The organism is Hydrogenophaga crocea (assembly GCF_011388215.1).
GTDB lineage: Bacteria > Pseudomonadota > Gammaproteobacteria > Burkholderiales > Burkholderiaceae_C > Hydrogenophaga > Hydrogenophaga crocea.
In genome coordinates, this window is the sequence record NZ_CP049989.1 from 444,944 (window position 1) to 466,224 (window position 21,281).

General features: G+C 69.1%; 21 protein-coding genes. 10 read left to right on the forward strand and 11 right to left on the reverse strand.

Annotation, left to right across the window (positions count from 1 at the left end; all coding sequences use genetic code 11):
- The first annotated feature begins 80 nt into the window (after positions 1–80).
- The 10 genes from G9Q37_RS02085 to nagZ all read left to right on the forward strand — a co-directional run bounded on the left by G9Q37_RS02085 (position 81) and on the right by nagZ (position 9,968).
- Positions 81–1,562: a Do family serine endopeptidase gene (locus tag G9Q37_RS02085; protein ID WP_166223884.1), complete on the forward strand. Its 1,482-nt coding sequence runs from the start codon at positions 81–83 to the stop codon at positions 1,560–1,562.
- Positions 1,563–2,082: 520 nt separating this feature from the next.
- On the forward strand, positions 2,083–3,891 hold the full coding sequence (gene lepA, locus G9Q37_RS02090; protein ID WP_166223887.1) for a translation elongation factor 4: 1,809 nt from the start codon (positions 2,083–2,085) through the stop codon (positions 3,889–3,891).
- A gap of 11 nt (positions 3,892–3,902) precedes the next feature.
- Positions 3,903–4,868, forward strand: coding sequence for a signal peptidase I (gene lepB / locus G9Q37_RS02095; RefSeq protein ID WP_205710710.1), 966 nt, complete (start codon positions 3,903–3,905; stop codon positions 4,866–4,868).
- A 25-nt stretch (positions 4,869–4,893) separates the two neighbouring features.
- A complete protein-coding gene (locus tag G9Q37_RS02100; RefSeq protein ID WP_166223894.1) occupies positions 4,894–5,241 on the forward strand; it encodes a DUF4845 domain-containing protein in 348 nt (115 codons plus the stop codon).
- Between the two features lie 19 nt (positions 5,242–5,260).
- Positions 5,261–5,944 carry a ribonuclease III gene (gene rnc / locus G9Q37_RS02105; RefSeq protein ID WP_166223897.1) on the forward strand — a complete coding sequence of 228 codons (684 nt, stop codon included), beginning with the start codon at positions 5,261–5,263 and terminating at the stop codon, positions 5,942–5,944.
- A gap of 8 nt (positions 5,945–5,952) precedes the next feature.
- The gene (gene era / locus G9Q37_RS02110) at positions 5,953–6,945 is read left to right on the forward strand and encodes a GTPase Era (RefSeq protein ID WP_166223900.1); all 993 of its coding nucleotides are present in this window, start codon (positions 5,953–5,955) and stop codon (positions 6,943–6,945) included.
- Positions 6,942–7,733 carry a DNA repair protein RecO gene (gene recO / locus G9Q37_RS02115; RefSeq protein WP_166223903.1) on the forward strand — a complete coding sequence of 264 codons (792 nt, stop codon included), beginning with the start codon at positions 6,942–6,944 and terminating at the stop codon, positions 7,731–7,733. The genes era and recO overlap by 4 nt, the downstream gene beginning before the upstream one ends.
- Positions 7,734–7,735: 2 nt before the next feature.
- Positions 7,736–8,488 carry a pyridoxine 5'-phosphate synthase gene (locus G9Q37_RS02120; protein WP_166223906.1) on the forward strand — a complete coding sequence of 251 codons (753 nt, stop codon included), beginning with the start codon at positions 7,736–7,738 and terminating at the stop codon, positions 8,486–8,488.
- Positions 8,485–8,892 (forward strand): holo-ACP synthase, encoded by a 408-nt coding sequence (gene acpS / locus G9Q37_RS02125; RefSeq protein WP_166223909.1) that lies wholly within the window; start codon positions 8,485–8,487, stop codon positions 8,890–8,892. Before G9Q37_RS02120 ends, acpS begins: the two co-directional genes overlap by 4 nt.
- Positions 8,889–9,968: a beta-N-acetylhexosaminidase gene (nagZ, locus tag G9Q37_RS02130; RefSeq protein ID WP_166223912.1), complete on the forward strand. Its 1,080-nt coding sequence runs from the start codon at positions 8,889–8,891 to the stop codon at positions 9,966–9,968. The genes acpS and nagZ overlap by 4 nt, the downstream gene beginning before the upstream one ends.
- Before the next feature lie 19 nt (positions 9,969–9,987).
- Here the strand turns inward: nagZ and G9Q37_RS02135 are convergent, their stop codons facing one another.
- From G9Q37_RS02135 to G9Q37_RS02185, 11 genes are all read right to left on the reverse strand, one after another.
- Complete coding sequence (locus G9Q37_RS02135; protein WP_166223915.1) at positions 9,988–10,668, reverse strand: LON peptidase substrate-binding domain-containing protein; 681 nt, start codon at positions 10,666–10,668, stop codon at positions 9,988–9,990.
- Positions 10,665–11,543 (reverse strand): acetyl-CoA carboxylase, carboxyltransferase subunit beta, encoded by an 879-nt coding sequence (gene accD / locus G9Q37_RS02140; protein ID WP_166223918.1) that lies wholly within the window; start codon positions 11,541–11,543, stop codon positions 10,665–10,667. Before accD ends, G9Q37_RS02135 begins: the two co-directional genes overlap by 4 nt.
- 26 nt (positions 11,544–11,569) lie before the next feature.
- Positions 11,570–12,379, reverse strand: coding sequence for a tryptophan synthase subunit alpha (gene trpA / locus G9Q37_RS02145; protein ID WP_166223921.1), 810 nt, complete (start codon positions 12,377–12,379; stop codon positions 11,570–11,572).
- Positions 12,376–13,662, reverse strand: a complete 1,287-nt coding sequence (gene trpB, locus G9Q37_RS02150) for a tryptophan synthase subunit beta (protein ID WP_166223924.1) — start codon at positions 13,660–13,662, stop codon at positions 12,376–12,378. Before trpB ends, trpA begins: the two co-directional genes overlap by 4 nt.
- A 45-nt stretch (positions 13,663–13,707) precedes the next feature.
- A complete protein-coding gene (locus G9Q37_RS02155; RefSeq protein ID WP_166223927.1) occupies positions 13,708–14,391 on the reverse strand; it encodes a phosphoribosylanthranilate isomerase in 684 nt (227 codons plus the stop codon).
- Complete coding sequence (gene truA / locus G9Q37_RS02160; RefSeq protein ID WP_166223930.1) at positions 14,388–15,176, reverse strand: tRNA pseudouridine(38-40) synthase TruA; 789 nt, start codon at positions 15,174–15,176, stop codon at positions 14,388–14,390. Before truA ends, G9Q37_RS02155 begins: the two co-directional genes overlap by 4 nt.
- Positions 15,177–15,227: 51 nt before the next feature.
- Complete coding sequence (locus tag G9Q37_RS02165) at positions 15,228–17,909, reverse strand: FimV/HubP family polar landmark protein (protein ID WP_240936481.1); 2,682 nt, start codon at positions 17,907–17,909, stop codon at positions 15,228–15,230.
- 218 nt (positions 17,910–18,127) lie between these two features.
- The gene (asd, locus tag G9Q37_RS02170) at positions 18,128–19,258 is read right to left on the reverse strand and encodes an aspartate-semialdehyde dehydrogenase (RefSeq protein ID WP_166223933.1); all 1,131 of its coding nucleotides are present in this window, start codon (positions 19,256–19,258) and stop codon (positions 18,128–18,130) included.
- Positions 19,259–19,338: 80 nt separating this feature from the next.
- Positions 19,339–20,424, reverse strand: coding sequence for a 3-isopropylmalate dehydrogenase (gene leuB / locus G9Q37_RS02175; RefSeq protein WP_166223935.1), 1,086 nt, complete (start codon positions 20,422–20,424; stop codon positions 19,339–19,341).
- A 12-nt stretch (positions 20,425–20,436) separates the two neighbouring features.
- Positions 20,437–21,087 carry a 3-isopropylmalate dehydratase small subunit gene (leuD, locus tag G9Q37_RS02180; RefSeq protein WP_166223938.1) on the reverse strand — a complete coding sequence of 217 codons (651 nt, stop codon included), beginning with the start codon at positions 21,085–21,087 and terminating at the stop codon, positions 20,437–20,439.
- 10 nt (positions 21,088–21,097) lie between these two features.
- Entirely contained in the window at positions 21,098–21,259 is a 162-nt protein-coding gene (locus G9Q37_RS02185) for an entericidin EcnAB (RefSeq protein WP_166223941.1), read from the reverse strand.
- Between the last annotated feature and the right edge of the window lie 22 nt (positions 21,260–21,281).

Genomic DNA, 21,281 nt, shown 5'->3' on the forward strand with positions numbered 1-21,281 from the left:
CGAATGGGCAGCGCATTGATGGCCCAATCGGGCCTCGCAGCCCCGTGCGCCTTTTCCTGATCGACCGTAGGAGGATCCCGATGTCCGTCCCGTTCTCGCGTTCCCTTCTGGCTCTGGCCCTGGCGGCCACGCTGGGCCCGGTGGCCTTGCTGGCGCCCCTGCCTGTGGCGGCGCAGTCTGCACCCAGCGTGCGAGGCTTGCCCGACTTCACCGATCTCGTCGACATGGTTGGGCCGTCGGTGGTCAACATCCGCACGCTTGAGCGCAGCGCCGGTCGCAACGCACAGGGCGGGGCGCCCGACGAGGACATGCTCGAGTTCTTCCGGCGCTTCGGCATCCCGATCCCGCCCGGCGCCGTGCCGCGCACGCCGCGCCAGCAACCGGGGCCCGATGGCGGCGGCGAGGCCCGCCCGCGCGGCGTGGGTTCGGGCTTCGTGCTCAGTGCCGACGGCTTCATCATGACCAACGCACACGTGGTCGACGGCGCCGACGAGCTCGTGGTGACGCTGCCCGACAAGCGCGAGTTCAAGGCCCGCGTGGTGGGTGCCGACACGCGCACCGACGTGGCGGTGGTGAAGATCGAGGCCACCGGCCTCACGCCCGTGAAGTTTGGCGACGTCAACCGCCTGCGCGTGGGCGAGTGGGTGATGGCGATCGGTTCGCCCTTCGGCCTGGAGAACACGGTCACGGCTGGCATCGTGAGCGCCAAGCAGCGCGACACCGGCGACTACCTGCCCTTCATCCAGACCGACGTGGCGATCAACCCCGGCAACTCGGGCGGTCCGCTGATCAACATGCGCGGCGAGGTGATCGGCATCAACAGCCAGATCTATTCGCGCTCGGGCGGTTTCCAGGGCATCTCGTTTGCCATCCCCATCGACGAAGCGGTGCGTGTTTCCAACGAGTTGCGCGCCACGGGGCGCGTCACGCGAGGGCGCATCGGCGTGCGCATCGACCAGGTGAGCAAGGAAGTGGCCGAGTCGCTGGGCCTGTCGCAGGCCAAGGGCGCGCTGGTGCGCGGCGTCGAGCCCGACTCGCCGGCCGCCAAGGCCGGGGTGGAGCCGGGCGACATCATTCTCAAGTTCGATGGCAAGGAGATCGACAAGTCGGTCGACCTGCCGCGCATGGTCGGCAATACGCGCCCGGGCAGCCGCAGCACGATGACGGTGCTGCGCCGGGGCGCGCAACGCGAACTCAGCGTGGTGGTGGCCGAAATCGAACCGGAGAAGCCCGAGACCCGGGCCGCCGCCACGCCCGAGCCCACACCCGCCCCCACGGGCGGTGCGGTGCAGTCGCTGGGCCTGTTGCTGGCCGAACTCAGCGCGGCCGATGCCAAGGGCCTGAACGTTCGCGGCGGTGTGCGCGTGGCGGGCGTCACGGGGGCTGCCGCCCGCGCAGGCGTGCGCGAGGGCGATGTGATCGTGGCGGTGGCCAACACCGACGTGGGCTCGGCCAAGGAGGTCGAGGCCGTACTGGCCAAGGCCGAGAAGGGCAAGCCGGTCACCTTGTTGCTGCGCCGTGGCGAGTGGGCGCACTACGCGGTGGTGCGGCCCCAGCGGTAAACGCAAAACCGGGGTGCCTGGCCAAAGTCCCCGATCGGCCCTGGGTCATCGCCGTCCGTCCGTCGTCGGGTGGTCGATTCGCCACAGGTCGGTCGGTTGACCAAGACCTCCTGGGGAGGGTGAAAAGTCAGCGGGCACCAACTTCCTGGCGATCAATCTTGACCGTATTCGATAAAATCCCGGGCGCGCCGCGGCGATTCCTGTCATGCGGGCCCTGCTCAATTCATGATGCGGGAGCCAGCGAGAACCGTCCCCAGCGCGTCCACAAGCGGTTCACAGCTTGTTCAGAATTGATGTGGATAACTTGTTGATAAAGACCCCTGTTGCGGCCCGGCGACAAGGGTTTTGAGGTGGCTGGCGGCTGTGCGAGCGGGGCTTTTTGCCTACAATGAAACTCCAACTATCGCAGTTGCCATTGATTGTTGGTTACGGGCGCGTCAGCAGCTGACGCGCCCTTTTTTATGGTCTCTCGGGCGCTGTCGCGGCGCCTCTGACCGTGAGCGAAAGCCCGGTTTCTTCGATGAATCACATCCGCAACTTCTCCATCATCGCGCACATCGACCACGGCAAGTCCACGCTGGCCGATCGCATCATCTCGCGCTGTGGTGGCCTCTCCGATCGCGAGATGAGCGAGCAGGTGCTCGACTCGATGGACATCGAGAAAGAGCGCGGCATCACCATCAAGGCGCAGACAGCCGCGCTGCAGTACCGGGCGCGCGATGGTCAGGTCTACAACCTCAACCTGATCGACACGCCCGGCCACGTGGACTTCAGCTACGAGGTCTCACGTTCGCTCTCGGCCTGCGAAGGCGCGCTGCTGGTGGTGGACGCCAGCCAGGGCGTGGAAGCGCAGACGGTGGCGAACTGCTACACCGCGCTCGACCTCGGCGTGGAGGTGCTGCCGGTCCTCAACAAGATGGACCTGCCCAACGCCGACCCCGAGAACGCCAAGCGCGAGGTCGAGGACGTGATCGGCATCGACGCCAGCGACGCGATTCCCTGTTCCGCGAAAACGGGCATGGGCGTCGAAGACATCCTGGAGGCGGTGGTGGCCAAGGTGCCGGCGCCGCGCGGCAACCCCGACGCGCCGCTGCGCGCCATGATCATCGACAGCTGGTACGACGCCTACGTGGGCGTGGTGATGCTGGTGCGCGTGGTCGACGGTCGCCTGGGCAAGGGCGAGCGCATCAAGCTCATGGCGACCAACGCCGTCTACAACGCCGACAACCTGGGTGTGTTCACGCCCGCCAACCAGCCGCGCGAGGCGCTCGAGGCGGGCGAGGTGGGTTACATCATCGCGGGCATCAAGGAGCTGCAGGCGGCCAAGGTCGGCGACACGATCACGCTCGAGAAGAAGCTGCCCAACAACGCGGGCCCGGCGAGCGAGCCGCTGCCCGGCTTCAAGGAAGTGCAGCCCCAGGTGTTCGCCGGCCTGTACCCCACCGAGGCCAACCAGTACGACGCGCTGCGCGACGCGCTCGAGAAGCTCAAGCTCAACGACGCCTCGCTGCACTTCGAGCCCGAGGTCTCGCAGGCGCTGGGCTTCGGCTTCCGTTGTGGCTTCCTGGGCCTGCTGCACATGGAGATCGTGCAGGAGCGCCTCGAGCGCGAGTTCGACCAGGACCTGATCACCACCGCCCCGAGCGTGGTCTACCAGGTGGTGCGCGGCGACGGCGAGGTGCTGATGGTGGAGAACCCCTCCAAGATGCCCGAGGCCGGCCGCATCGAGGAGATCCGCGAGCCCATCGTCACGGTGCACCTGTACATGCCGCAGGAGTACGTGGGTCCGGTCATGACGCTGTGCAACCAGAAGCGCGGCGTGCAGCTCAACATGGCCTACCACGGCAAGCAGGTGATGCTCACCTACGACCTGCCGCTCGGCGAGATCGTGCTCGACTTCTTCGACAAGCTCAAATCGGTGAGCCGCGGTTACGCGTCCATGGACTACGAGTTCAAGGAGTACCGCCGCTCCGACGTGGTCAAGGTCGACATCCTGCTCAACGGCGACAAGGTGGACGCGCTGTCCATCATCGTGCACCGCACCCAGGCCCAATACCGCGGCCGTGCGGTGGCGGCCAAGATGCGCGAGATCATCAGCCGCCAGCAGTTCGACGTGGCGATCCAGGCGGCCATCGGCGGCAACATCATTGCGCGCGAAACCATCAAGGCGCTGCGCAAGAACGTGCTGGCAAAATGCTACGGCGGTGACATCACCCGCAAACGCAAGCTCCTCGAAAAGCAGAAGGCAGGCAAGAAGCGCATGAAACAGATCGGGTCCGTCGAAGTGCCTCAAGAGGCCTTTCTGGCCATCCTCCAGGTGCAAGACTGATGCAGGCGATCATGGGTCCGATCACGGGCGTGGTGCTCGCCGCTTTCGTTGCGTACGCCGCGGGCTGGTACGCCGGCGCCATCGAAGGCAACTTTTCGCTGCTGCTGTTCCTGGCCACCGTGGTCACCGGGGTGTACTGGGTGGCCGAGCGGCTGTACTTCCTGCCGCAGCGCCGCCGCGTCGCCGATGTGCTGGCCGCGGAGCACGAACAGCGCAAGGCGGCGCTCGCCAAGCAAGGGTTCAGCCAGATCGAAGGCGACATCGAACCCGCGCGCCAGAAAGTGCTGGCCCAGCCCTGGTGGCTCGACTGGACCGCGGGCCTGTTCCCCGTGATCCTGGCGGTCTTCCTGCTGCGCTCGTTCCTGTTCGAGCCGTTCAAGATTCCTTCGGGTTCGATGATTCCCACGCTGCGCGTGGGCGACCTGATTCTGGTCAACAAGTACCACTACGGCATCCGCCTGCCGGTGCTCAACACCAAGGTCTGGCACAACCACGACCCCCAGCGCGGCGACGTGATCGTGTTCCGCTACCCGCCCCAGCCCAGCCTCGACTACATCAAGCGCGTCATCGGCCTGCCCGGTGACGAAGTGGCCTACCTGAACAAGCAGCTCACGGTCAACGGCAAGCCAGTGCCGCGCGTGGCCCAGCCCGACTTCTTCGACAAGGACTCCATGCGCTACGCCAAGCAATGGCGCGAAACGCTGGACGGCAAGGCCTACAACACGCTCAATGACGCCGATCGCCCGGCTTTCGTGCCCGGCGCCACCGAGTTCCCCTTCGCCGATGGCTGCCGCTACAGCGTCGAGGGCGTGGTGTGCAAGGTGCCCGCGGGGCACTACTTCATGATGGGCGACAATCGCGACAATTCGCTCGACTCGCGGTATTGGGGCTTCGTGCCCGAGGCGAATATCGTTGGCAAGGCGTTTTTCGTGTGGATGAACTTCGGCGATCTCAGTCGCATCGGTTCCTTCGAATGACCTTCGCTCCCCGGGAGAACTGCGTATGAAGCTCAAGCGGCAGCAACAAGGGCTGACCTTTGTGGGCCTGGTGGTGGTGGGTGTGCTGCTGGCACTGGCGGGCCTGGTGGCCGCCCAGGTGTTTCCGACCTACCTTGAGTACATGGCCGTGCAGAAGGCCGTGAACAAGGCATCGGGCGGGTCCACCGTGGCCGAGGTGCGCGACCTTTTCGACAAGGCCGCCACCATCGACGACATCCGCACCATCACGGCCAAGGACCTCACGGTGGGCAAGGAGGGCGACCGCGTGGTCGTGTCCTTCGACTACGTGCGCGAGATCCACCTCGCCGGCCCCGCCTGGCTGGTCATGAAATACAAGGGCCGCTCCAAGTGAGCCGGGCCCGCTGGATGGTTTGAATCCCGAACTGCTTGCGCTGCAGGCCCGCCTGCAGCACCGCTTTGCCAATCCCCGCCTGCTCGAGCGGGCACTGACCCACCGCAGCTTCAGCGCCGATCACAACGAGCGCCTGGAATTCCTGGGCGACTCGGTGCTCAACCTCGCGATCTCGGGCCTGCTGTTCGAGAAGCTCGGCGCCTTGCCCGAAGGCGATCTCTCGCGCGTGCGCGCCAACCTGGTCAAGCAGGACACGCTGTTCGAGCTGGCCCAGGCCCTGGGCCTGTCGCACGGCCTGCGCCTGGGCGACGGCGAGAAGCGCTCGGGCGGGCACAAGCGCCCCTCGATCCTGGCCGACGCGCTCGAAGCGGTGATCGGCTCGGTGTTCCTTGACGGCGGCTACGAACCCGCGGCCGCCCTGGTGCGCCGCCTGTACGCCGGTGTCGAGCTCAACACGCGCATGAGCGCGCTCGGCAAAGACCCGAAAACCGAGTTGCAGGAGTGGCTGCAGGCGCGCAAGATGAAGCTGCCTGTGTACCGCGTGGTGGCCACGCTGGGCGAGGCCCACAAACAGACCTTCGACGTGGAGTGCACCGTGCAGGAAACCGGCCACAGCGAACGCGGCATCGGCGCGTCGCGCCGGGCCGGCGAACAGGCGGCCGCCGCGGCCATGTTGCAACACCTTCAGGCCAAGCCCGCTTGAACCCACCCATGGCCAACACCCCCGCTCCCGCCCCCGCCGACACCGACCTCGAGGCCATGCTCGCGCGTGCCCTCGGCAAGGCCGCCCCCGAGGCGGCCGCGCCGGTCGAGGTCGACCCCGCCACCCAGCGCTGCGGCTACGTCGCCATCGTCGGCAAGCCCAACGTGGGCAAGTCCACGCTGCTCAACGCGCTCGTGGGCCAGAAGGTGAGCATCACCTCGCGCAAGGCGCAGACCACGCGCCACCGCATCACCGGCATCCGCACGGTCGCGGCCTCGCAATTCATCTTCGTGGACACGCCGGGCTTCCAGACGCGCCACGGCAATGCGCTCAACCGCTCGCTCAACAAGACCGTGCTGGGCGCGGTGGCCGACGTCGACCTGATCCTCTTCGTGGTCGAGGCCGGGCACTTCAACCTGGCCGATGCCAAGGTGCTGTCGCTGCTGCCGCCCAACGTGCCCGTGGTGCTGCTGGCCAACAAGCTCGACCAGGTGCACCGCCGCGGCGAGCTCGCGCCCTGGCTGCGCTCCATGCAGGAGCGCCACCCCTTCGCCGAGTTCGTGCCCATGTCGGCCAAGGCGCCCAAGGACATCGAACGCCTGTTCGGCATCTGCGAGAAGTACCTGCCGCAGCAGCCCTGGATACACGACCCCGAAGACCTGACCGATCGCAGCGAGCGCTTCATGGCCGCCGAGATGGTGCGCGAGAAGCTGTTCCGCCTGACCGGCGACGAACTGCCCTACACCTCCACCGTGGTGATCGACCGCTTCGAGGAGGAGGGCCAGCTGCGCCGCATCGCCGCCACCATCGTGGTGGAACGCGAAGGCCACAAGGGCATGGTCATCGGCGACAAGGGCGAGAAGCTCAAGCGCATCGGCACCGAGGCGCGCGTGGAGCTCGAAAAGCTCTGGGGCGGCAAGGTGTTCCTCGAGCTGTGGGTGAAGGTCCGCTCCGGTTGGGCGGACGACGACGCCCGCGTGCGATCGTTCGGTTACGAGTGAGCACGGCCCGCCGCACCGTCGACGAACCCGCCTTCGTACTGCACCGCTACGACTGGAGCGAGTCCAGCCTGGTGCTGGAGGTGTTCACCCGCCACCACGGGCGCATCGCGCTGGTGGCCAAGGGCGTGAAGCGGCCCACCTCGCAGTTCCGCCCCGTGCTGCTGCCGCTGCAGCCCTTGCAGATCACCTGGACCGGCGAGGCCGAGGTGCGTGCGCTCAAGGCCGCGCAATGGCGCGGCGGCCACGTGATGCCGACCGGCGACGCGCTGATCGCGGGCGCCTACCTCAACGAGCTGCTGATGCGCCTGCTCGCGCGCGACGACCCGCACCCGCGCCTGTTCGACCACTTCACCACCGCCGTGCAACTGCTGGCCGAGCGCCCCGAGGCACAGGCCGTGGTGGTGCGCGCCTTCGAGCTGCTGCTGCTGCGCGACACCGGCCAGCTGCCCGACCTCGCGAGCGAAGGCCAGACCTTCGCCCCGCTCGACGCCGGCGCGGCCTACGTGCTGTTGCCCGAGGCGGGCCTGCGCCTCGCGCACGACGACGACCACCATCCGCTGCCCGCGGCGCACTGGCTGGCGCTGCAGGCTGCGCTCGACGAGCCCGCGCCCTTCGTGCCCGTGATGCAGGCCTGTGCCGAGGTGGCTTCGGTGCTGCGCATCCCGTTGCGAAACCTGCTGCACTACCATGGCGGCGTGCGCGTGTTCCGCACGCGCCAGATGCTGCTCGACGTGCAGGCGCTTGCGCGCCGCCGCGGCAGTGCTCCTCCCCCTTCGAACGAGACCTGAGCATGGCCCATGCCCGCACCGCGCTGTCGGTCAACCTCAACAAGGTCGCCCTGGTGCGCAACACGCGCCACCTGGGCATCCCCTCGGTCACGCGCGCGGCCACGCTGTGCCTCGAGGCCGGTGCCGCCGGCATCACCGTGCACCCGCGGCCCGACGAGCGCCACATCCGCGCGCACGACGTGCACGACCTCGCCGCGCTGCTCAAGGCCTGGCCCGGGCGCGAGTTCAACATCGAGGGCAACCCCTTCCACAACCTCATGGACTTCGTGCGCGCGCTGCGCCCGCACCAGGCGACCTTCGTGCCCGATGCCGAGGGCCAGTTCACGAGCGACCATGGCTGGCGCTTTCCCGACGACGCCGGGCGGCTGCGCCCGCTGATCGACGAGTGCCGCGCGCTGGGCGTGCGCGTGAGCCTGTTCATGGACGCCGAGGCCGACCAGATGGCCGCAGCCCGAGCGGTGGGGGCCGACCGCATCGAGCTCTACACCGAGCCCTACGCGGCCGCGCACGCCACGCCCGCGCGCGCCGGGCAGCTGCGCCGCTTCGCGCAGGCCGCCCAGGCTGCGCTCGACGCCGGCCTGGGTGTGAACGCGGGCCACGACCTCAACCGCGACAACCTCACCGACTTCCTGCGCGCCGTGCCCGGCGTGAGCGAGGTCTCGATCGGCCACGCGCTGATCGCCGATGCGCTCGAGCTCGGCTATGCCGAGACCATCCGCGCCTACAACCGCTGCATCGCCGACGCCTTCGCATGATCTACGGCATCGGCACCGACATCTGCGACCTGCGCCGCGTGCGTGCCACCTTCGAGCGCCAGGGCGATCGCTTCGCGCGCAAGGTGCTCAGCGACGCCGAGTACGCGGTCTGGGAACGGCGCCGCGCGCGCTGGCCCGCGCGCGGCCTGAGCTACCTGGCCACGCGCTTCTCGGCCAAGGAGGCCTTCTCCAAGGCCATCGGCCTGGGCATGCGCATGCCCATGAGCTGGCGACGCTGCGAGATCGCCAACCTCCCCAGCGGCCAGCCCGTGATCGTGCTGCACGGCGAACTCAAGACCTGGTTCGAAGCCCGCGGCCTGCGCGCCCACGTGACCGTGACCGACGAGACCGACTACGCCGCAAGTTTCGTCGTCGTTGAACAGACCGACCCCCGCACCCCATGACCCTGCACGCCCCGCTCCTCATCGACATCGCCGGCCACGCGCTCACCGACAGCGACCGCCAGCGCCTCGCGCACCCGATCGTGGGCGGCCTCACGCTGTTCGGCCGCAACTGGCGCGACCGCGCCCAGCTCAGTGCGCTGTGCGCCGAGATCAAGGCCGTGCGCGAAGACCTGCTGATTACCGTGGACCACGAAGGTGGCCGCGTGCAGCGCTTCCGCACCGACGACTTCACGCCCCTGCCGCCCATGGCCGCCTTCGGCGAGCTGTGGCTGTCGGGCGCGGGCGACGGCGACGCCGCCATGCGCGCGGTCAACGCGGCCACTGCGGCCGGTTATGTGCTGGGCGCCGAGCTGCGCGCCTGCGGCGTCGACCTCAGCTTCGCGCCCGTGCTCGACCTCGACCACGTGGGCAATTCGGTCATCGGCAACCGCGCCTTCGGCCGCGACCCGCGCGTGGTGGGCCTGCTCGCACAGGCGCTCATGCACGGCATGCGCCAGGCCGGCATGGCCAACTGCGGCAAGCACTTTCCCGGTCACGGCCACGTGCAGGGCGACACGCACCACGAAATCCCGCGCGATCCGCGTTCGCTCAAGGCCATCCTGGCCGACGATGCCCAGCCCTACGCCTGGCTGTCGGCGAGCCTGAGCGCGGTGATGCCCGCGCACGTGATCTACCCCAAGGTCGATCGCCGGCCCGCGGGCTTTTCGGCGCGCTGGCTGCAGGACGTGCTGCGCGATCGCCTGGGCTTCACCGGTGCGGTGTTCAGCGACGACCTCGGCATGGCCGCGGCGCGCGAGATCGAAGGCCGCCCGGTGAGCTTTGGCGAAGCCGCGCTGGCCGCGCTCACGGCGGGCTGCGACATGGTGCTGCTGTGCAACCAGAGCGTGGTCGACGGCGGACAGCCGATCGACGAGGCGATCGAGGCCTTGTCGCGCGCGGCGGTGCAGGGCGACTGGCAGCCCTCGCCGGCCAGCGACGAGCGCCGGCGTGCGCTGCTGCCGTCCGGGCCGGCCATGCCCTGGGACGAGCTGATGGTGAGCGCGCGCTACATGCACGCGCTGTCGCTGCTGCCCTGAGGGCAAGGCCCGCGGGGCCTCAGCGGTCGAGGCCGAGCTTTTCGAGCAGGTCGGCCACGAGCTCGAGCCGCAGCAGGGGGTTGTCGAGCGCCATCAGGCGCTGCTTGAGCTCGGGCGCCGTGGGCAGCAGCTCGGCCCAGCGGTTGGCGACCCAGCCCGCGTCGTCCCAGAGGTAGGGCGGCTGGATCGGCAGCTGGTCGAGCGCGTCGGCGTGGCGCTCCTGCAGGTTGGCGAGCACGCGCCGCAGGCCTTCGACCGTGGGGCGCAATTCGTCGGGCGGTGCCACCGCCGTGTCGGCGGGCTGCAGGGCCACGTCGGCCACCCACAGGCCGTGCGGCAACTGGCTGCGGCGCATCACCTCGAAGCGCTGCAGGCCGCGGCAGCGGATCATGAACAGGCCGGGTTGCGGCTTTTCGAGCGATTCGATCTGCGCCAGCACGCCGACCGGGTGGAACACCTCTTTGGCGAAGCCGTCACCCCCGGGCGGTGCGCCCGGGTCGAGCCGGCGCACCTCGCTGCCCTGGCTCAGGCAGACCACGCCGAAGGGCGCGCCCGCCTTGTGGCAGCGGCCGATCATGTCGAGGTAACGCACCTCGAAGATGCGCAACGGCAACCAGCCGCCCGGGAACAGGACGGTCTGCAACGGGAAAAGGGGCAGCTGCGAGAGCTTGAGTGCTTCGGCCGCCGGGCCGCTGCTCAATCGTTCACCACCGCGTCGGCGCTCTGGCGCTGCAGCATGGCCAGCAGGTTGGCCACGGTGCCCGCGAGTTCGCGACGGTCGCAGATGAAGTCGACCGCGCCCTTGGTCTGCAGGAATTCGGCACGCTGGAAGCCCTCGGGCAGCTTCACGCGCACGGTGTTCTCGATCACGCGCGGGCCCGCGAAGCCGATCAGGGCCTTGGGCTCGGCGATGACCACGTCGCCCACGAAGGCGAAGCCGGCGCTCACGCCGCCCATGGTGGGGTCGGTGAGCACGCTGATGTAGGGCAGGCCCTTCTTGGCCAGGCGCGTGAGCGCGGCGTTGGTCTTGGCCATCTGCATCAGCGAGAGCAGGCCTTCCTGCATGCGCGCCCCGCCGGTGGCGGTGAAGCACAGGAAGGGCACCTTCTGCGCGATGGCTTCCTCGACGCCGCGCACGAAGCGCTCGCCGACCACCGAGCCCATGGAGCCGCCCATGAAGTCGAACTCGAAGCACGCGGCCACCAGGCTGATGCCCTTGACCGCACCGCCCATGACGATCAGCGCGTCGGTCTCGCCGGTGCTCTCCAGGGCTTCTTTCAGGCGCTCGGGGTACTTGCGGCTGTCCTTGAACTTCAGCGCGTCCACGGGCAGCACCTCCTGCCCGATCTCGTAGCGGCCCTCGGCGTCGAGGAAGGCGTTGAGGCGGGCGCGCGCACCGATGCGGTGGTGGTGCGAGCAGTGGGGGCACACGTTCTGGTTCTTCTCGAGGTCGTTCTTGTATAGAACGGCCTCGCAGCTCGGGCATTTCACCCACAGGCCTTCGGGCACGCTGCGGCGCTCGGTGGGGTCGGTGGGGGAGATCTTGGGGGGGAGCAGTTTTTCGAGCCAGGACATGCGGTACTCCAGGGGAGGAGGGCGGATTATGCGTCCAGCGCTTTTCGGATTGTGCGCAGGAACTGGACGGCGACGGGCACCACTTTTTCGTGGGGCTCGTCCTCGATGAGCTGGATCAGCTTGCTGCCGATCACCACGGCGTCGGCGCTGCGGCCGATGGCGCGCGCGGTGTCGGCGTCGCGGATCCCGAAACCCACGCCCACGGGAATGCTCACGTGCTGGCGGATGCGCGGGAGCATGGCCTCGACCTGCCCCACGTCGAGCGTGCCCGCGCCCGTCACGCCCTTGAGCGACACGTAGTACACGTAGCCGCTGGCCACGCGCGCCACCTGCGCCATGCGCTCGTCGGTCGAGGTGGGGGCGAGCAGGAAAATGAGGTCCATGCCGCGCGCGCGCAGGGCTTGCGCGAAGTCCTCGCACTCCTCGGGCGGGTAGTCGACCACCAGCACGCCGTCCACGCCCGCATCGGCGGCGTCGTTCACGAAGGCGCCGGCGCCGTGTTTCTGGTCGTAGCGCTCCACCGGGTTGGCGTAGCCCATGAGCACCACCGGGGTGTTCTGGTTGCGCTCGCGGAAGCGCTTGACCATGGCCAGCACCTGCACCAGGCCGATGCCGGCCGCCAGCGCCCGGTCGCCCGCCTTCTGGATCACGGGGCCGTCGGCCGAAGGGTCGGAGAAGGGCACGCCGAGCTCGATCACGTCGGCCCCGGCTTCGGCCATGCCGTGCATCAGGTCGACCGTGATGTCGGCATACGGGAAGCCGGCCGTGACGTAGGGAATGAGCGCTTTGCGGCCTTGCGCCTGCAGGGCCGACAGCGTGGGCTGGATGCGGCTCATCGCTTCACCTCGATGGTGGCTTCGCCCCCCTTGACCGACTGGCCGCGGCAGCTCGGGCGGCAATAGAAGTCGGCCTTGGCCAGGTCGGCCACGGTGCCGATGTCCTTGTCGCCACGGCCCGAGAGGTTGACCAGGATGGATTGCGTGGGCTTCATGGTTTTGGCGAGCTTGAGCGCGTGGGCCACGGCGTGGCTCGATTCGAGCGCGGGGATGATGCCCTCGGTGCGGCACAGGTAGTGGAAGGCGTCGAGGGCATCGGCATCGGTGATGCCGACGTACTCGGCGCGGCCGATGTCCTTGAGGAAGGCGTGTTCGGGGCCGACGCCCGGGTAGTCCAGGCCCGCGCTCACGCTGTGCGTTTCGGTGACCTGGCCGTTGTCGTCCTGCAGCACGTAGGTGCGGTTGCCGTGCAGCACGCCGGGGCTGCCCTTTTGCAGCGAGGCCGAGTGCTTGCCGCTGTCCAGACCTTCGCCCGCGGCCTCGACGCCGATCAGGCGCGTGCCCTCGAAGGGAATGTAGGGGTGGAAGATGCCCATGGCGTTGCTGCCGCCGCCCACGCAGGCCACCACCGCATCGGGCTGCTCGCCGCTGCAACCGGCGTCACGCAGCATCTCGGGCATCTGCTTGATGCATTCCTCGCCGATCACGCTCTGGAAGTCGCGCACCATCATCGGGTAGGGGTGCGGGCCGGCCACGGTGCCGATGATGTAGAAGGTGTTGTCCACATTGGCGACCCAGTCGCGCATGGCCTCGTTGAGCGCGTCTTTCAGCGTCTTGCTGCCGCTTTCCACGGGCACCACGGTGGCGCCGAGCAGCTTCATGCGGTAGACGTTGGGGCTCTGGCGCTTGACGTCTTCGCTGCCCATGTAGACCACGCATTCCAGGCCGTAGCGCGCGCAGATGGTGGCCGTGGCCACGCCGTGCTGGCCGGCGCCGGTCTCGGCAATGATGCGCGGCTTGCCCATGCGGCGCGCCAGCATGGCCTGGCCGATGGTGTTGTTGACCTTGTGCGCGCCGGTGTGGTTGAGGTCTTCGCGCTTGAGGAAGATCTGCGCGCCGCCCATTTCGCGGCTGGTGCGCGCGGCGTGGTAGACCGGGCTGGGTCGGCCCACGAAGTGCGCGAGCTCGCGCCGGAATTCGGCCAGGAACTCGGGGTCGTGCTGGTACTTCGCGTACGCGGCCTTGAGTTCGTTGATCGCGTGGGTGAGCGTTTCGCTCACGAAGCTGCCGCCGTAGATGCCGAAATGGCCGCGGGCGTCGGGTTGCTGGTAAGGGGTCTGCATGGGGGAATCCTGTCGGGGGTGGCCCGGCTGTCCCCGGTGCGGGGCTCAGCTCGGTCGGAGGGGCGCCGCATCGGCGGCGCGCACGGCGGCCACGAAGGCCTGCATCAGGTCGGCGCTCTTGATGCCCTTGGACACCTCGATGCCGGAACTCACGTCAACGGCCCAGGGCCGCACGAGGCGAATGCCATCGGTCACGTTTGCAGGCGTGAGTCCACCAGACAAAACGAGGCGAGAGCTGGCGTTTAGACGCGGGTGTGACCAAGGGAAGACCGTCCAGTCGAAGGATTGGCCGCCGCCCCCGAAGCCCTCGACGTGGGCGTCGAGCAGGATGGCCTGCGCGGAGGCGAAGCGGTCGGCGAATTGTAGGAGATCGAAGCTTTTCCCCGCGTCACCGGTCGGGATGCGCGCGGCGCGCAGGTGGGGCCGTGCCGGCGCGGCGCAGTCGGCGGGAGATTCGTCGCCATGGAACTGCAGCAGGGCCTGGGGCACGGCCTGCACGCCGCGCGCGATCTCGTCGGCCTGCGCGTTGACGAACAGCAGCACCGGCGTGACGAAGGCAGGCAGGCGGCGCGCCAGTTCGCCTGCGCGCTCGGGCGTCACGAAGCGCGGGCTGGGCGGGTAGAGCACGAAGCCCACGGCGTCGGCGCCGGCCTGCACGGCGGCGTCCACGTCGGCTTCGCGCGTGAGGCCGCAGAACTTGATGCGGGTGCGGTGCGGGGGGAGGGTCATGGCAGCCAGTCGAAGGCGGGGGTGCGCTCGGGCAGGCCCCAGGCGGCATCGTAGACCGGGCCGAGAAAGTAAAGGCCGTCGGGGGAGAAGGTGGGCGCGGCGGCGTCGCGGCTGCGCGCGGCCAGCACCTCGGCCATCCATTCGGGTGGGCGGTTGCCGCTGCCGATGGCGATCAGGCAGCCCATGATGTTGCGGATCATGTGGTGCAGAAAGGCGTTGGCCTCGAACTCGAAACGCCAGTAGGCGCCGCGGCGCGAGATCTCGATGCGGCGCAGCGTTTTCACCGGCGTGTGCGCCTGGCACTGCGAGGCGCGAAAGGAGGTGAAGTCGTGTTCGCCCAGCAGCGCGTCGGCCGCGGCCTGCATGGCCGGCTGTGACAGCGGGCGGAACACCCAGCCCACCTGGCCGTTGTCCACGCTGGGCCGCACGGGCGATTCGAGCAGCACGTAGGCGTAGCGCCGGGCCACCGCGCTGGCGCGCGCGTGAAAGGCCGCAGGCACCTCACGCGCCCACTGCACCGCGATTTCGGGCGGCAGGAAGCTGTTGGTGCCGCGCACCCAGGCGTACTCGCTGCGGCGCAGCGGGGTGTCGAAGTGCACCACCTGCATGAGGCCGTGCACGCCGGCGTCGGTGCGGCCGGCGCACAGGGTGTTCACGCCGGGGCGGTCGCAGAAGCGGGCCAGGGCCTGTTCGAGGTGGTCCTGCACCGTGTTGCCGCTGGGCTGGCTCTGCCAGCCATCGAAAGGCCGGCCGTTAAAGCTCACGCCCAGCGCGATGCGTTGCATCGGGCTGGGCGTGGCGGGGGAGGGGACGTCGGTGACGGTCAAGCGATGGCGTCAGGCCAGGTCGGCCAGGAAGGTGCTGGCCTTGGACTTGAGCGGGCCCGAGGCCTCGGCCAGCACCTCTTCGGCGAGCGAGCGCGCGCCTTCGAAGTCGCCGATGGCGCGGAACTCCTCGGCCAGCGAGAGCTTGGTTTCGAGCGGGTTCTCTTCGGTGAGCTCGGCCGGCGTGGGGGCCACGGTTTCGGTTTCGGGGGCCTTGCCCGTGCCGTCGCCGAGATCGAGGTTCAGGTCGCCGAGGTTGAAGTCCATCATGCCCGACACGGGCGTGGGTTCGGCCGCCACCGCAGGCGGTGCAAGCGGCTCGCCCAGGTCGAGGTCGAAATTCGGCTCGGCCACGGCCGGGTCGCTGTTGTCCAGATCGAGGCTGGGCACTTCGAGCGTCACGGGTGCGGTCTCGGCGCGCTCGTGCACCGCAGGTGAGGGGTCGGGCAGGTCGTCGAGGTCGAACATCGACGGCGGGCCACTGGCGGCGGGCTCGGCCGTGAGCGCTGCCGTGGCCTCGAGGTCGTCGAGGTTGGAGGTGGGCGATTCGGGCGGCCGCGATTCGGGCGCGGCGGGGCTTTCATCGAGCGAGAAATCGAGGTCGAGGTCGAGCGCGCCGGCAGCGCCCGCGGCCGCCCCCGCGCCGGCCACCATGTTGACGGTGCTCGGTGCGAAGGGCGCGGGGTGCAGCCCCATGGTGGCCGTGCCGGCGGCGCCGGGCTTGGACACCGGGTGGCCCCCCGGCTGGTACAGCGGGTTGCCGGGGTCGAGTTCGCGGCCCAGCTCGCAGGCGCGCTCCCATTCGGCGCCCATGCCCTGCGTGAGCCCGAAGGCCTCGCTGGCGACGACCTCGAACGCGCGCGCGTCGCGGCGCTTGGCGTAGATCTCGAGCAGCTTGGTGTGGATGGCCACGCGCGTGGGCGTGCTGCGCATCGCTTCCTTGAGGATCTCCTCGGCCTGCAGGTCGCGGCCATAGGCGAGGTACACGTCGGCCTCGGCCACCGGGTCGACGTCGCCCGCCGCGTCGAGCTGGCTGGGCGAATAGACCATGGACGAGCCCGAGGCCGATGCCTCTGCGGTGTCGATGCGCTGGCCGCCGCTGGAGCCGAAGAACGAGTCGGGTTGCAGGCGGCTTTCGAGGAAGGAGCTGTCGACGTTGGACGCCGTCTTGCGCTGGCGCACGCGCCACAGACCCAGGCCCGCGAGCAGGGCCAGCAGGCCGCCCGCGGCGGGCAGCAGCAGCGGGTTCTCGGTGAGGCTGCCGAGGAAGCCGGGTTCGTCGCCAGCCGGCGCGGGCGGCACGGGCGGCGTCGGGGCCGTGACCGTGGGCGCTGCGGGGGCGGGTGCCGGGGCAGGGGCTGCGGCCGGCGCTTCGGCGGCGGGTGCGGGCGCCGGGGCGGCAGCGGGTGCTTCGGCCGCCGGGGCCGGTGCCGGTGCGGCGGGCGCAGGGGCCGCGGCAGGCGCTTGTGCGGCAGGGGCAGGCGCGGCGGGTGCAGCCGGTGCAGCCGGTGCAGCCGGTGCAGCCGCCGGAGCGGGCGCGGGCGCCGGTGCCGGCGCCGCAGGCGCAGCCGCCTGCTGCCCCAGTTTGGACAGTTCTTCGATGTTGCGGCTCAGTTCGGCCGAGCGCTGGGCCGTGTCCTGCGCTTGGCGCTGCTGGGCGATCTTGGCTTCGCCCGCGGCACCGCCCTGCGGCTGGCTGAGCGTGAGGCGGTCGGTCGACGGCGCGGGGGCGGCGCGGTCCTGCACCTCGGTCTGCACGCGGCCGGCGGCGCGGCGGTCGGCGGCCTCGACCTGGGCGGCCGGTGCCGAACCCGCCAGCCGGCGGCGGTACTCGTCGAAGTCGCGGCTTTGGGCGGCGATGGTCTGGCGCGCCTCGGTGGCGTTCACCGCGGCGGCGGCTTCACGGCCGGGCAGATCGATCACGGCACCGGCGCGGATGCGGTTGACGTTGCCGTCGATGAAGGCATTGGGATTGGCCTGCAGCATCGCGACCAGCACCTGGTCGAGCGAAACGCCGGCGGGCTTGTTCTGGGCGGCGATGCGGCCGGCCGTGTCGCCGCGCTGCACGGTCACCTGGCGCGGCGTGTCGGCGCCGGCCGGAGCCGCTGCGGAGGCCGGGGCTCTGGGGGCTGCTGCGGGTGCACTGGCCGCGGGCGCCGGAGCGGGCGCCACCACGGCCGGAGCGGGCGCAGGGGCCGGCGCGCTCGCGCGCGGCGCAGGCGTCACCGGGGCGATCGGCGCCGGGGCGGGCGCGGCCGCGCGCAGGTTGGGCGGGTCGAACAGCAGCGTGTAGTCGCGCACCAGGCGGCCGCTGGCCCAGTTGGCTTCGATGATCAGGTCGACGAAGGGGTCGTTGATCGGGTTCGGGCTGCGCAGGCGCAGGTAGGCACGGCCATCGGCGCGGCGCTGCAGCGTGACTTCCAGCTGGCTGAGCGAGGGGTTGATCTCGACGCCGGCGCTGCGGTAGGTGGCGCTCGGGGCGAGGCCGATGCGCAGGCTCGACGCTTCGGCGGGTGTGATGTCGGGGACGTCGATCTCGGCGCGCAGCGGTTCGCCAAGCGCCGACTGCACGATCACACGACCCAGGGCGAGCGCTTGCGCGTCGCCGGGCTGCAGCAGCAGCGTGGACACCAGCGCCGCGGCCGCGATCGCGTGCAGGCTCGCAAGGCCGCGGCGGCCCGTGCGTTTTGACACGGGCGCAGTCAGCGGCGATGGGGTGTGGCGGGGGTGGGCTGGCACTGTTACCTCGACGTCAAAATCCGAGAATTGACCATAGCATCAACGCATTACGGTTACAAGCTGAGAATCCGCTTGAGTTTCGGAGCCTACCGCTCGTCACTGAACGTGCGTCTGGTCACGTTGCGGGTGTGCAACGTGACCAGGAGACCATGCCCTATCGAGGCGCCGCCGGATCAGCCCTGCAGCAGGATGCGCAGCATGCGGCGCAGCGGCTCGGCCGCGCCCCACAGCAGCTGGTCGCCGATGGTGAAGGCGCCCAGGTACTCGGGGCCCATGGCCATCTTGCGCAGCCGTCCCACGGGGATCGTCATGGTGCCCGTCACGGCCACGGGCGTGAGGTCGCGCAGCGTGGCTTCGCGGGTGTTGGGCACCACCTTCACCCAGGCGTTGTCGGCCGCGATCATGGCTTCGATGTCGGCCAGCGGCACGTCTTTCTTGAGCTTGAAGGTCAGGGCCTGCGAGTGGCAGCGCATGGCACCCACGCGCACGCAGAAGCCGTCGACCGGCACGGCGGCACTGCCGAAGCCTTCGCCCTGGCCGAGGATCTTGTTCGTCTCGGCCATGCCCTTCCACTCTTCCTTGGACATGCCGTTGCCCAGGTCCTTGTCGATCCAGGGAATGAGCGAACCGCCCAGGGGCACGCCGAAGTTGGCGGTCTCGGCGTCGGACAGGTTGCGCTGTTTGGCGATCACCTTGCGGTCGATCTCGAGGATCGCGCTCTTGGGGTCGTCGAGCAGGCTGCGAACCTCGGCGTTGAGCGTGCCGTACTGCGTGAGCAGCTCGCGCATGTGCTGGGCGCCGCCGCCGCTGGCGGCCTGGTAGGTCTGGGTGCTCATCCACTCGACCAGGCCGGCCTTGTACAGCGCCCCCACGCCCATGAGCATGCAGCTCACGGTGCAGTTGCCGCCGATCCAGTTGCGCCCGCCCTTGGCCAGCGCGTTCTGGATCACGGGCAGGTTGACCGGGTCGAGCACGATGACCGCGTCGTCCTTCATGCGCAGCGAGGACGCGGCGTCGATCCAGTGGCCGTTCCAGCCCGCGGCACGCAGCTTGGGGAACACCTCGTTGGTGTAGTCGCCGCCCTGGCAGGTGATGACGATGTCGCAGCGCTTGAGCGCCTCGATGTCGTGCGCGTCCTGCAGCTTGCTTTCGTTCTTCGCCATGGCCGGGGCGGCGCCGCCGGCGTTGGAGGTGGAGAAGAACAGGGGTTCGATGAGGTCGAAGTCTTTTTCTTCGACCATGCGGTCCATCAGCACGGAGCCGACCATGCCGCGCCAGCCCACGAGTCCCACGAGTTTCGTCATGACATTGCCCTTTTCAGTTGAAAAACCGTTTGCCCCCGGCTCGTCGTGCCGGGGGTGGGCGTGACGAACCGGAGCTGAGATCAGCCCTTAATGGTTTTGGTGATGGCGGCCACGACGGCGTCACCCATGTCGCGGGTGCTGACCTTCGTGGTGCCAGGCGACCAGATGTCGGCCGTGCGCAAGCCAGACGCGAGCACGCTGCCCACCGCAGATTCAATGCGGGCGGCAGCTTCGGGCTGGTTGAGAGAGAAACGGAGCATCATGGCAGCGGACAGGATTGTAGCCAGAGGATTGGCGATGCCTTGTCCCGCGATGTCGGGCGCGCTGCCGTGGCTCGGCTCGTACAGGCCCTGGCTCTTGGTGTTCAGCGAGGCCGAGGGCAGCATGCCGATGGAGCCGGTGAGCATCGAGGCCTCGTCGGACAGGATGTCGCCGAACATGTTGCCGGTCACCACCACGTCGAACTTCTTGGGCGCGCGCACCAGTTGCATGGCGGCGTTGTCCACGTACATGTGCTCCAGCTCCACGTCGGGGTACTGGGCGTGCACCTCGGTCACCACGTCTTTCCAGAACTGGAAGGTCTCGAGCACGTTGGCCTTGTCCACGCTCGTGACCTTCTTGTTGCGCTTGCGCGCGGCCTGGAAGGCGACGTGCGCGATGCGCTCGATCTCGGGCTTGCTGTAGCGCATGGTGTCGAAGGCTTCCTCGGCACCGGGGAAGTGGCCGTCGACGGCGGTGCGGCGGCCCCGCGGCTGGCCGAAGTAAATGTCGCCCGTGAGCTCGCGGATGATGAGGATGTCCAGGCCCGAGATCACCTCGGGCTTGAGGCTGGAGGCGCCCACGAGCTCGGGGTAGCAGATGGCGGGGCGGAAATTGGCGAACAGGCCCATGTGCTTGCGCAGGCCCAGGATGGCCTGCTCGGGGCGCAGCGGGCGGTCGAGCTTGTCGTACTTCCAGTCGCCCACGGCGCCGAACAGCACGGCGTCGGCGGCCATGGCCAGCTTGAGCGTGGACTCGGGCAACGGATGGCCGTGGGCCTCGTAGGCCGCGCCGCCCACCAGGGCGGTTTCCATCTCGAACTTCAGGTCGAGCGTGTCGAGGACCTTGACCGCTTCGGCGACGATTTCGGTGCCGATGCCGTCACCGGGGAGAACTGCAATTTTCATGGGATGGGGCAATCAGCCGGCGAGGGTGTGGGCCAGCCAGGGCTTGGTGGCGAGGCGCTGCGCTTCGAACTGGGTGATCTTGTCCTTGTGCCGCAGCGTCAGGCCGATGTCGTCCAGCCCGTTGAGCAGGCAGTACTTGCGGAAGGGCTGCACGTCGAAGGGGATCTGATTGCCCTGCGGCTCGACGATCACCTGGCGCTCGAGGTCGATGCTGAGCTCGTAGCCCGGGAAGGCGGCCACCTCATCGAACAGCCGCGCCACGGTGGTCTCTGGCAGCACGATGGGCAGCAGGCCGTTCTTGAAGCAGTTGTTGAAGAAGATGTCGGCAAAGCTCGGCGCGATCAGCGCGCGAAAGCCGTACTGCTCGATGGCCCAGGGCGCGTGCTCGCGGCTCGAACCACAACCGAAGTTCTTGCGCGCCAGCAGGATGGACGCGCCCGCGTAGCGCGGCTCGTTGAGCACGAAGTCGGGGTTGGGCTTGCGCGCGGCAGGGTCCTGGCCCGGCTCGCCCTTGTCGAGGTAGCGCCACTCGTCGAACAGGTTGGGACCGAAGCCCGTCTTGCGGATCGACTTGAGGAACTGCTTGGGGATGATGGCGTCGGTGTCGACGTTCTCGCGGTCCATGGGGGCCACGAGGCCCTTGTGCACGGTGAACTTCTGCATGGTGGGGGCGTTACTTGGCGACGTCCTGGATCTTTTCGCCGGCTTTCTCGATGCCACGGCCGGCGGCCTGGCCGACTTCCTTGGCGTCCTGCTTGACGCCACTCCAGGTGTTGCAGGCGGTGAGGCCGATGCACAGGGCCACCAGCGCGGCGATGGAAGCGATGGTCTTCATGCGATGCTCCTTGGACGGTGGA

Excerpts from the sequence above, each read along its gene's own strand:
- G9Q37_RS02085 (WP_166223884.1), top strand. The coding sequence starts at position 81 with ATGTCCGTCCCGTTCTCGCGTTCCCTTCTGGCTCTGGCCCTGGCGGCC.
- lepA (WP_166223887.1), top strand. The coding sequence starts at position 2,083 with ATGAATCACATCCGCAACTTCTCCATCATCGCGCACATCGACCACGGC.
- lepB (WP_205710710.1), top strand. The coding sequence starts at position 3,903 with ATGGGTCCGATCACGGGCGTGGTGCTCGCCGCTTTCGTTGCGTACGCC.
- G9Q37_RS02100 (WP_166223894.1), top strand. The coding sequence starts at position 4,894 with ATGAAGCTCAAGCGGCAGCAACAAGGGCTGACCTTTGTGGGCCTGGTG.
- era (WP_166223900.1), top strand. The coding sequence starts at position 5,953 with ATGGCCAACACCCCCGCTCCCGCCCCCGCCGACACCGACCTCGAGGCC.
- G9Q37_RS02120 (WP_166223906.1), top strand. The coding sequence starts at position 7,736 with ATGGCCCATGCCCGCACCGCGCTGTCGGTCAACCTCAACAAGGTCGCC.
- acpS (WP_166223909.1), top strand. The coding sequence starts at position 8,485 with ATGATCTACGGCATCGGCACCGACATCTGCGACCTGCGCCGCGTGCGT.
- nagZ (WP_166223912.1), top strand. The coding sequence starts at position 8,889 with ATGACCCTGCACGCCCCGCTCCTCATCGACATCGCCGGCCACGCGCTC.
- accD (WP_166223918.1), bottom strand. The coding sequence starts at position 11,543 with ATGTCCTGGCTCGAAAAACTGCTCCCCCCCAAGATCTCCCCCACCGAC.
- trpA (WP_166223921.1), bottom strand. The coding sequence starts at position 12,379 with ATGAGCCGCATCCAGCCCACGCTGTCGGCCCTGCAGGCGCAAGGCCGC.
- trpB (WP_166223924.1), bottom strand. The coding sequence starts at position 13,662 with ATGCAGACCCCTTACCAGCAACCCGACGCCCGCGGCCATTTCGGCATC.
- G9Q37_RS02155 (WP_166223927.1), bottom strand. The coding sequence starts at position 14,391 with ATGACCCTCCCCCCGCACCGCACCCGCATCAAGTTCTGCGGCCTCACG.
- truA (WP_166223930.1), bottom strand. The coding sequence starts at position 15,176 with ATGCAACGCATCGCGCTGGGCGTGAGCTTTAACGGCCGGCCTTTCGAT.
- asd (WP_166223933.1), bottom strand. The coding sequence starts at position 19,258 with ATGACGAAACTCGTGGGACTCGTGGGCTGGCGCGGCATGGTCGGCTCC.
- leuB (WP_166223935.1), bottom strand. The coding sequence starts at position 20,424 with ATGAAAATTGCAGTTCTCCCCGGTGACGGCATCGGCACCGAAATCGTC.
- leuD (WP_166223938.1), bottom strand. The coding sequence starts at position 21,087 with ATGCAGAAGTTCACCGTGCACAAGGGCCTCGTGGCCCCCATGGACCGC.
- G9Q37_RS02185 (WP_166223941.1), bottom strand. The coding sequence starts at position 21,259 with ATGAAGACCATCGCTTCCATCGCCGCGCTGGTGGCCCTGTGCATCGGC.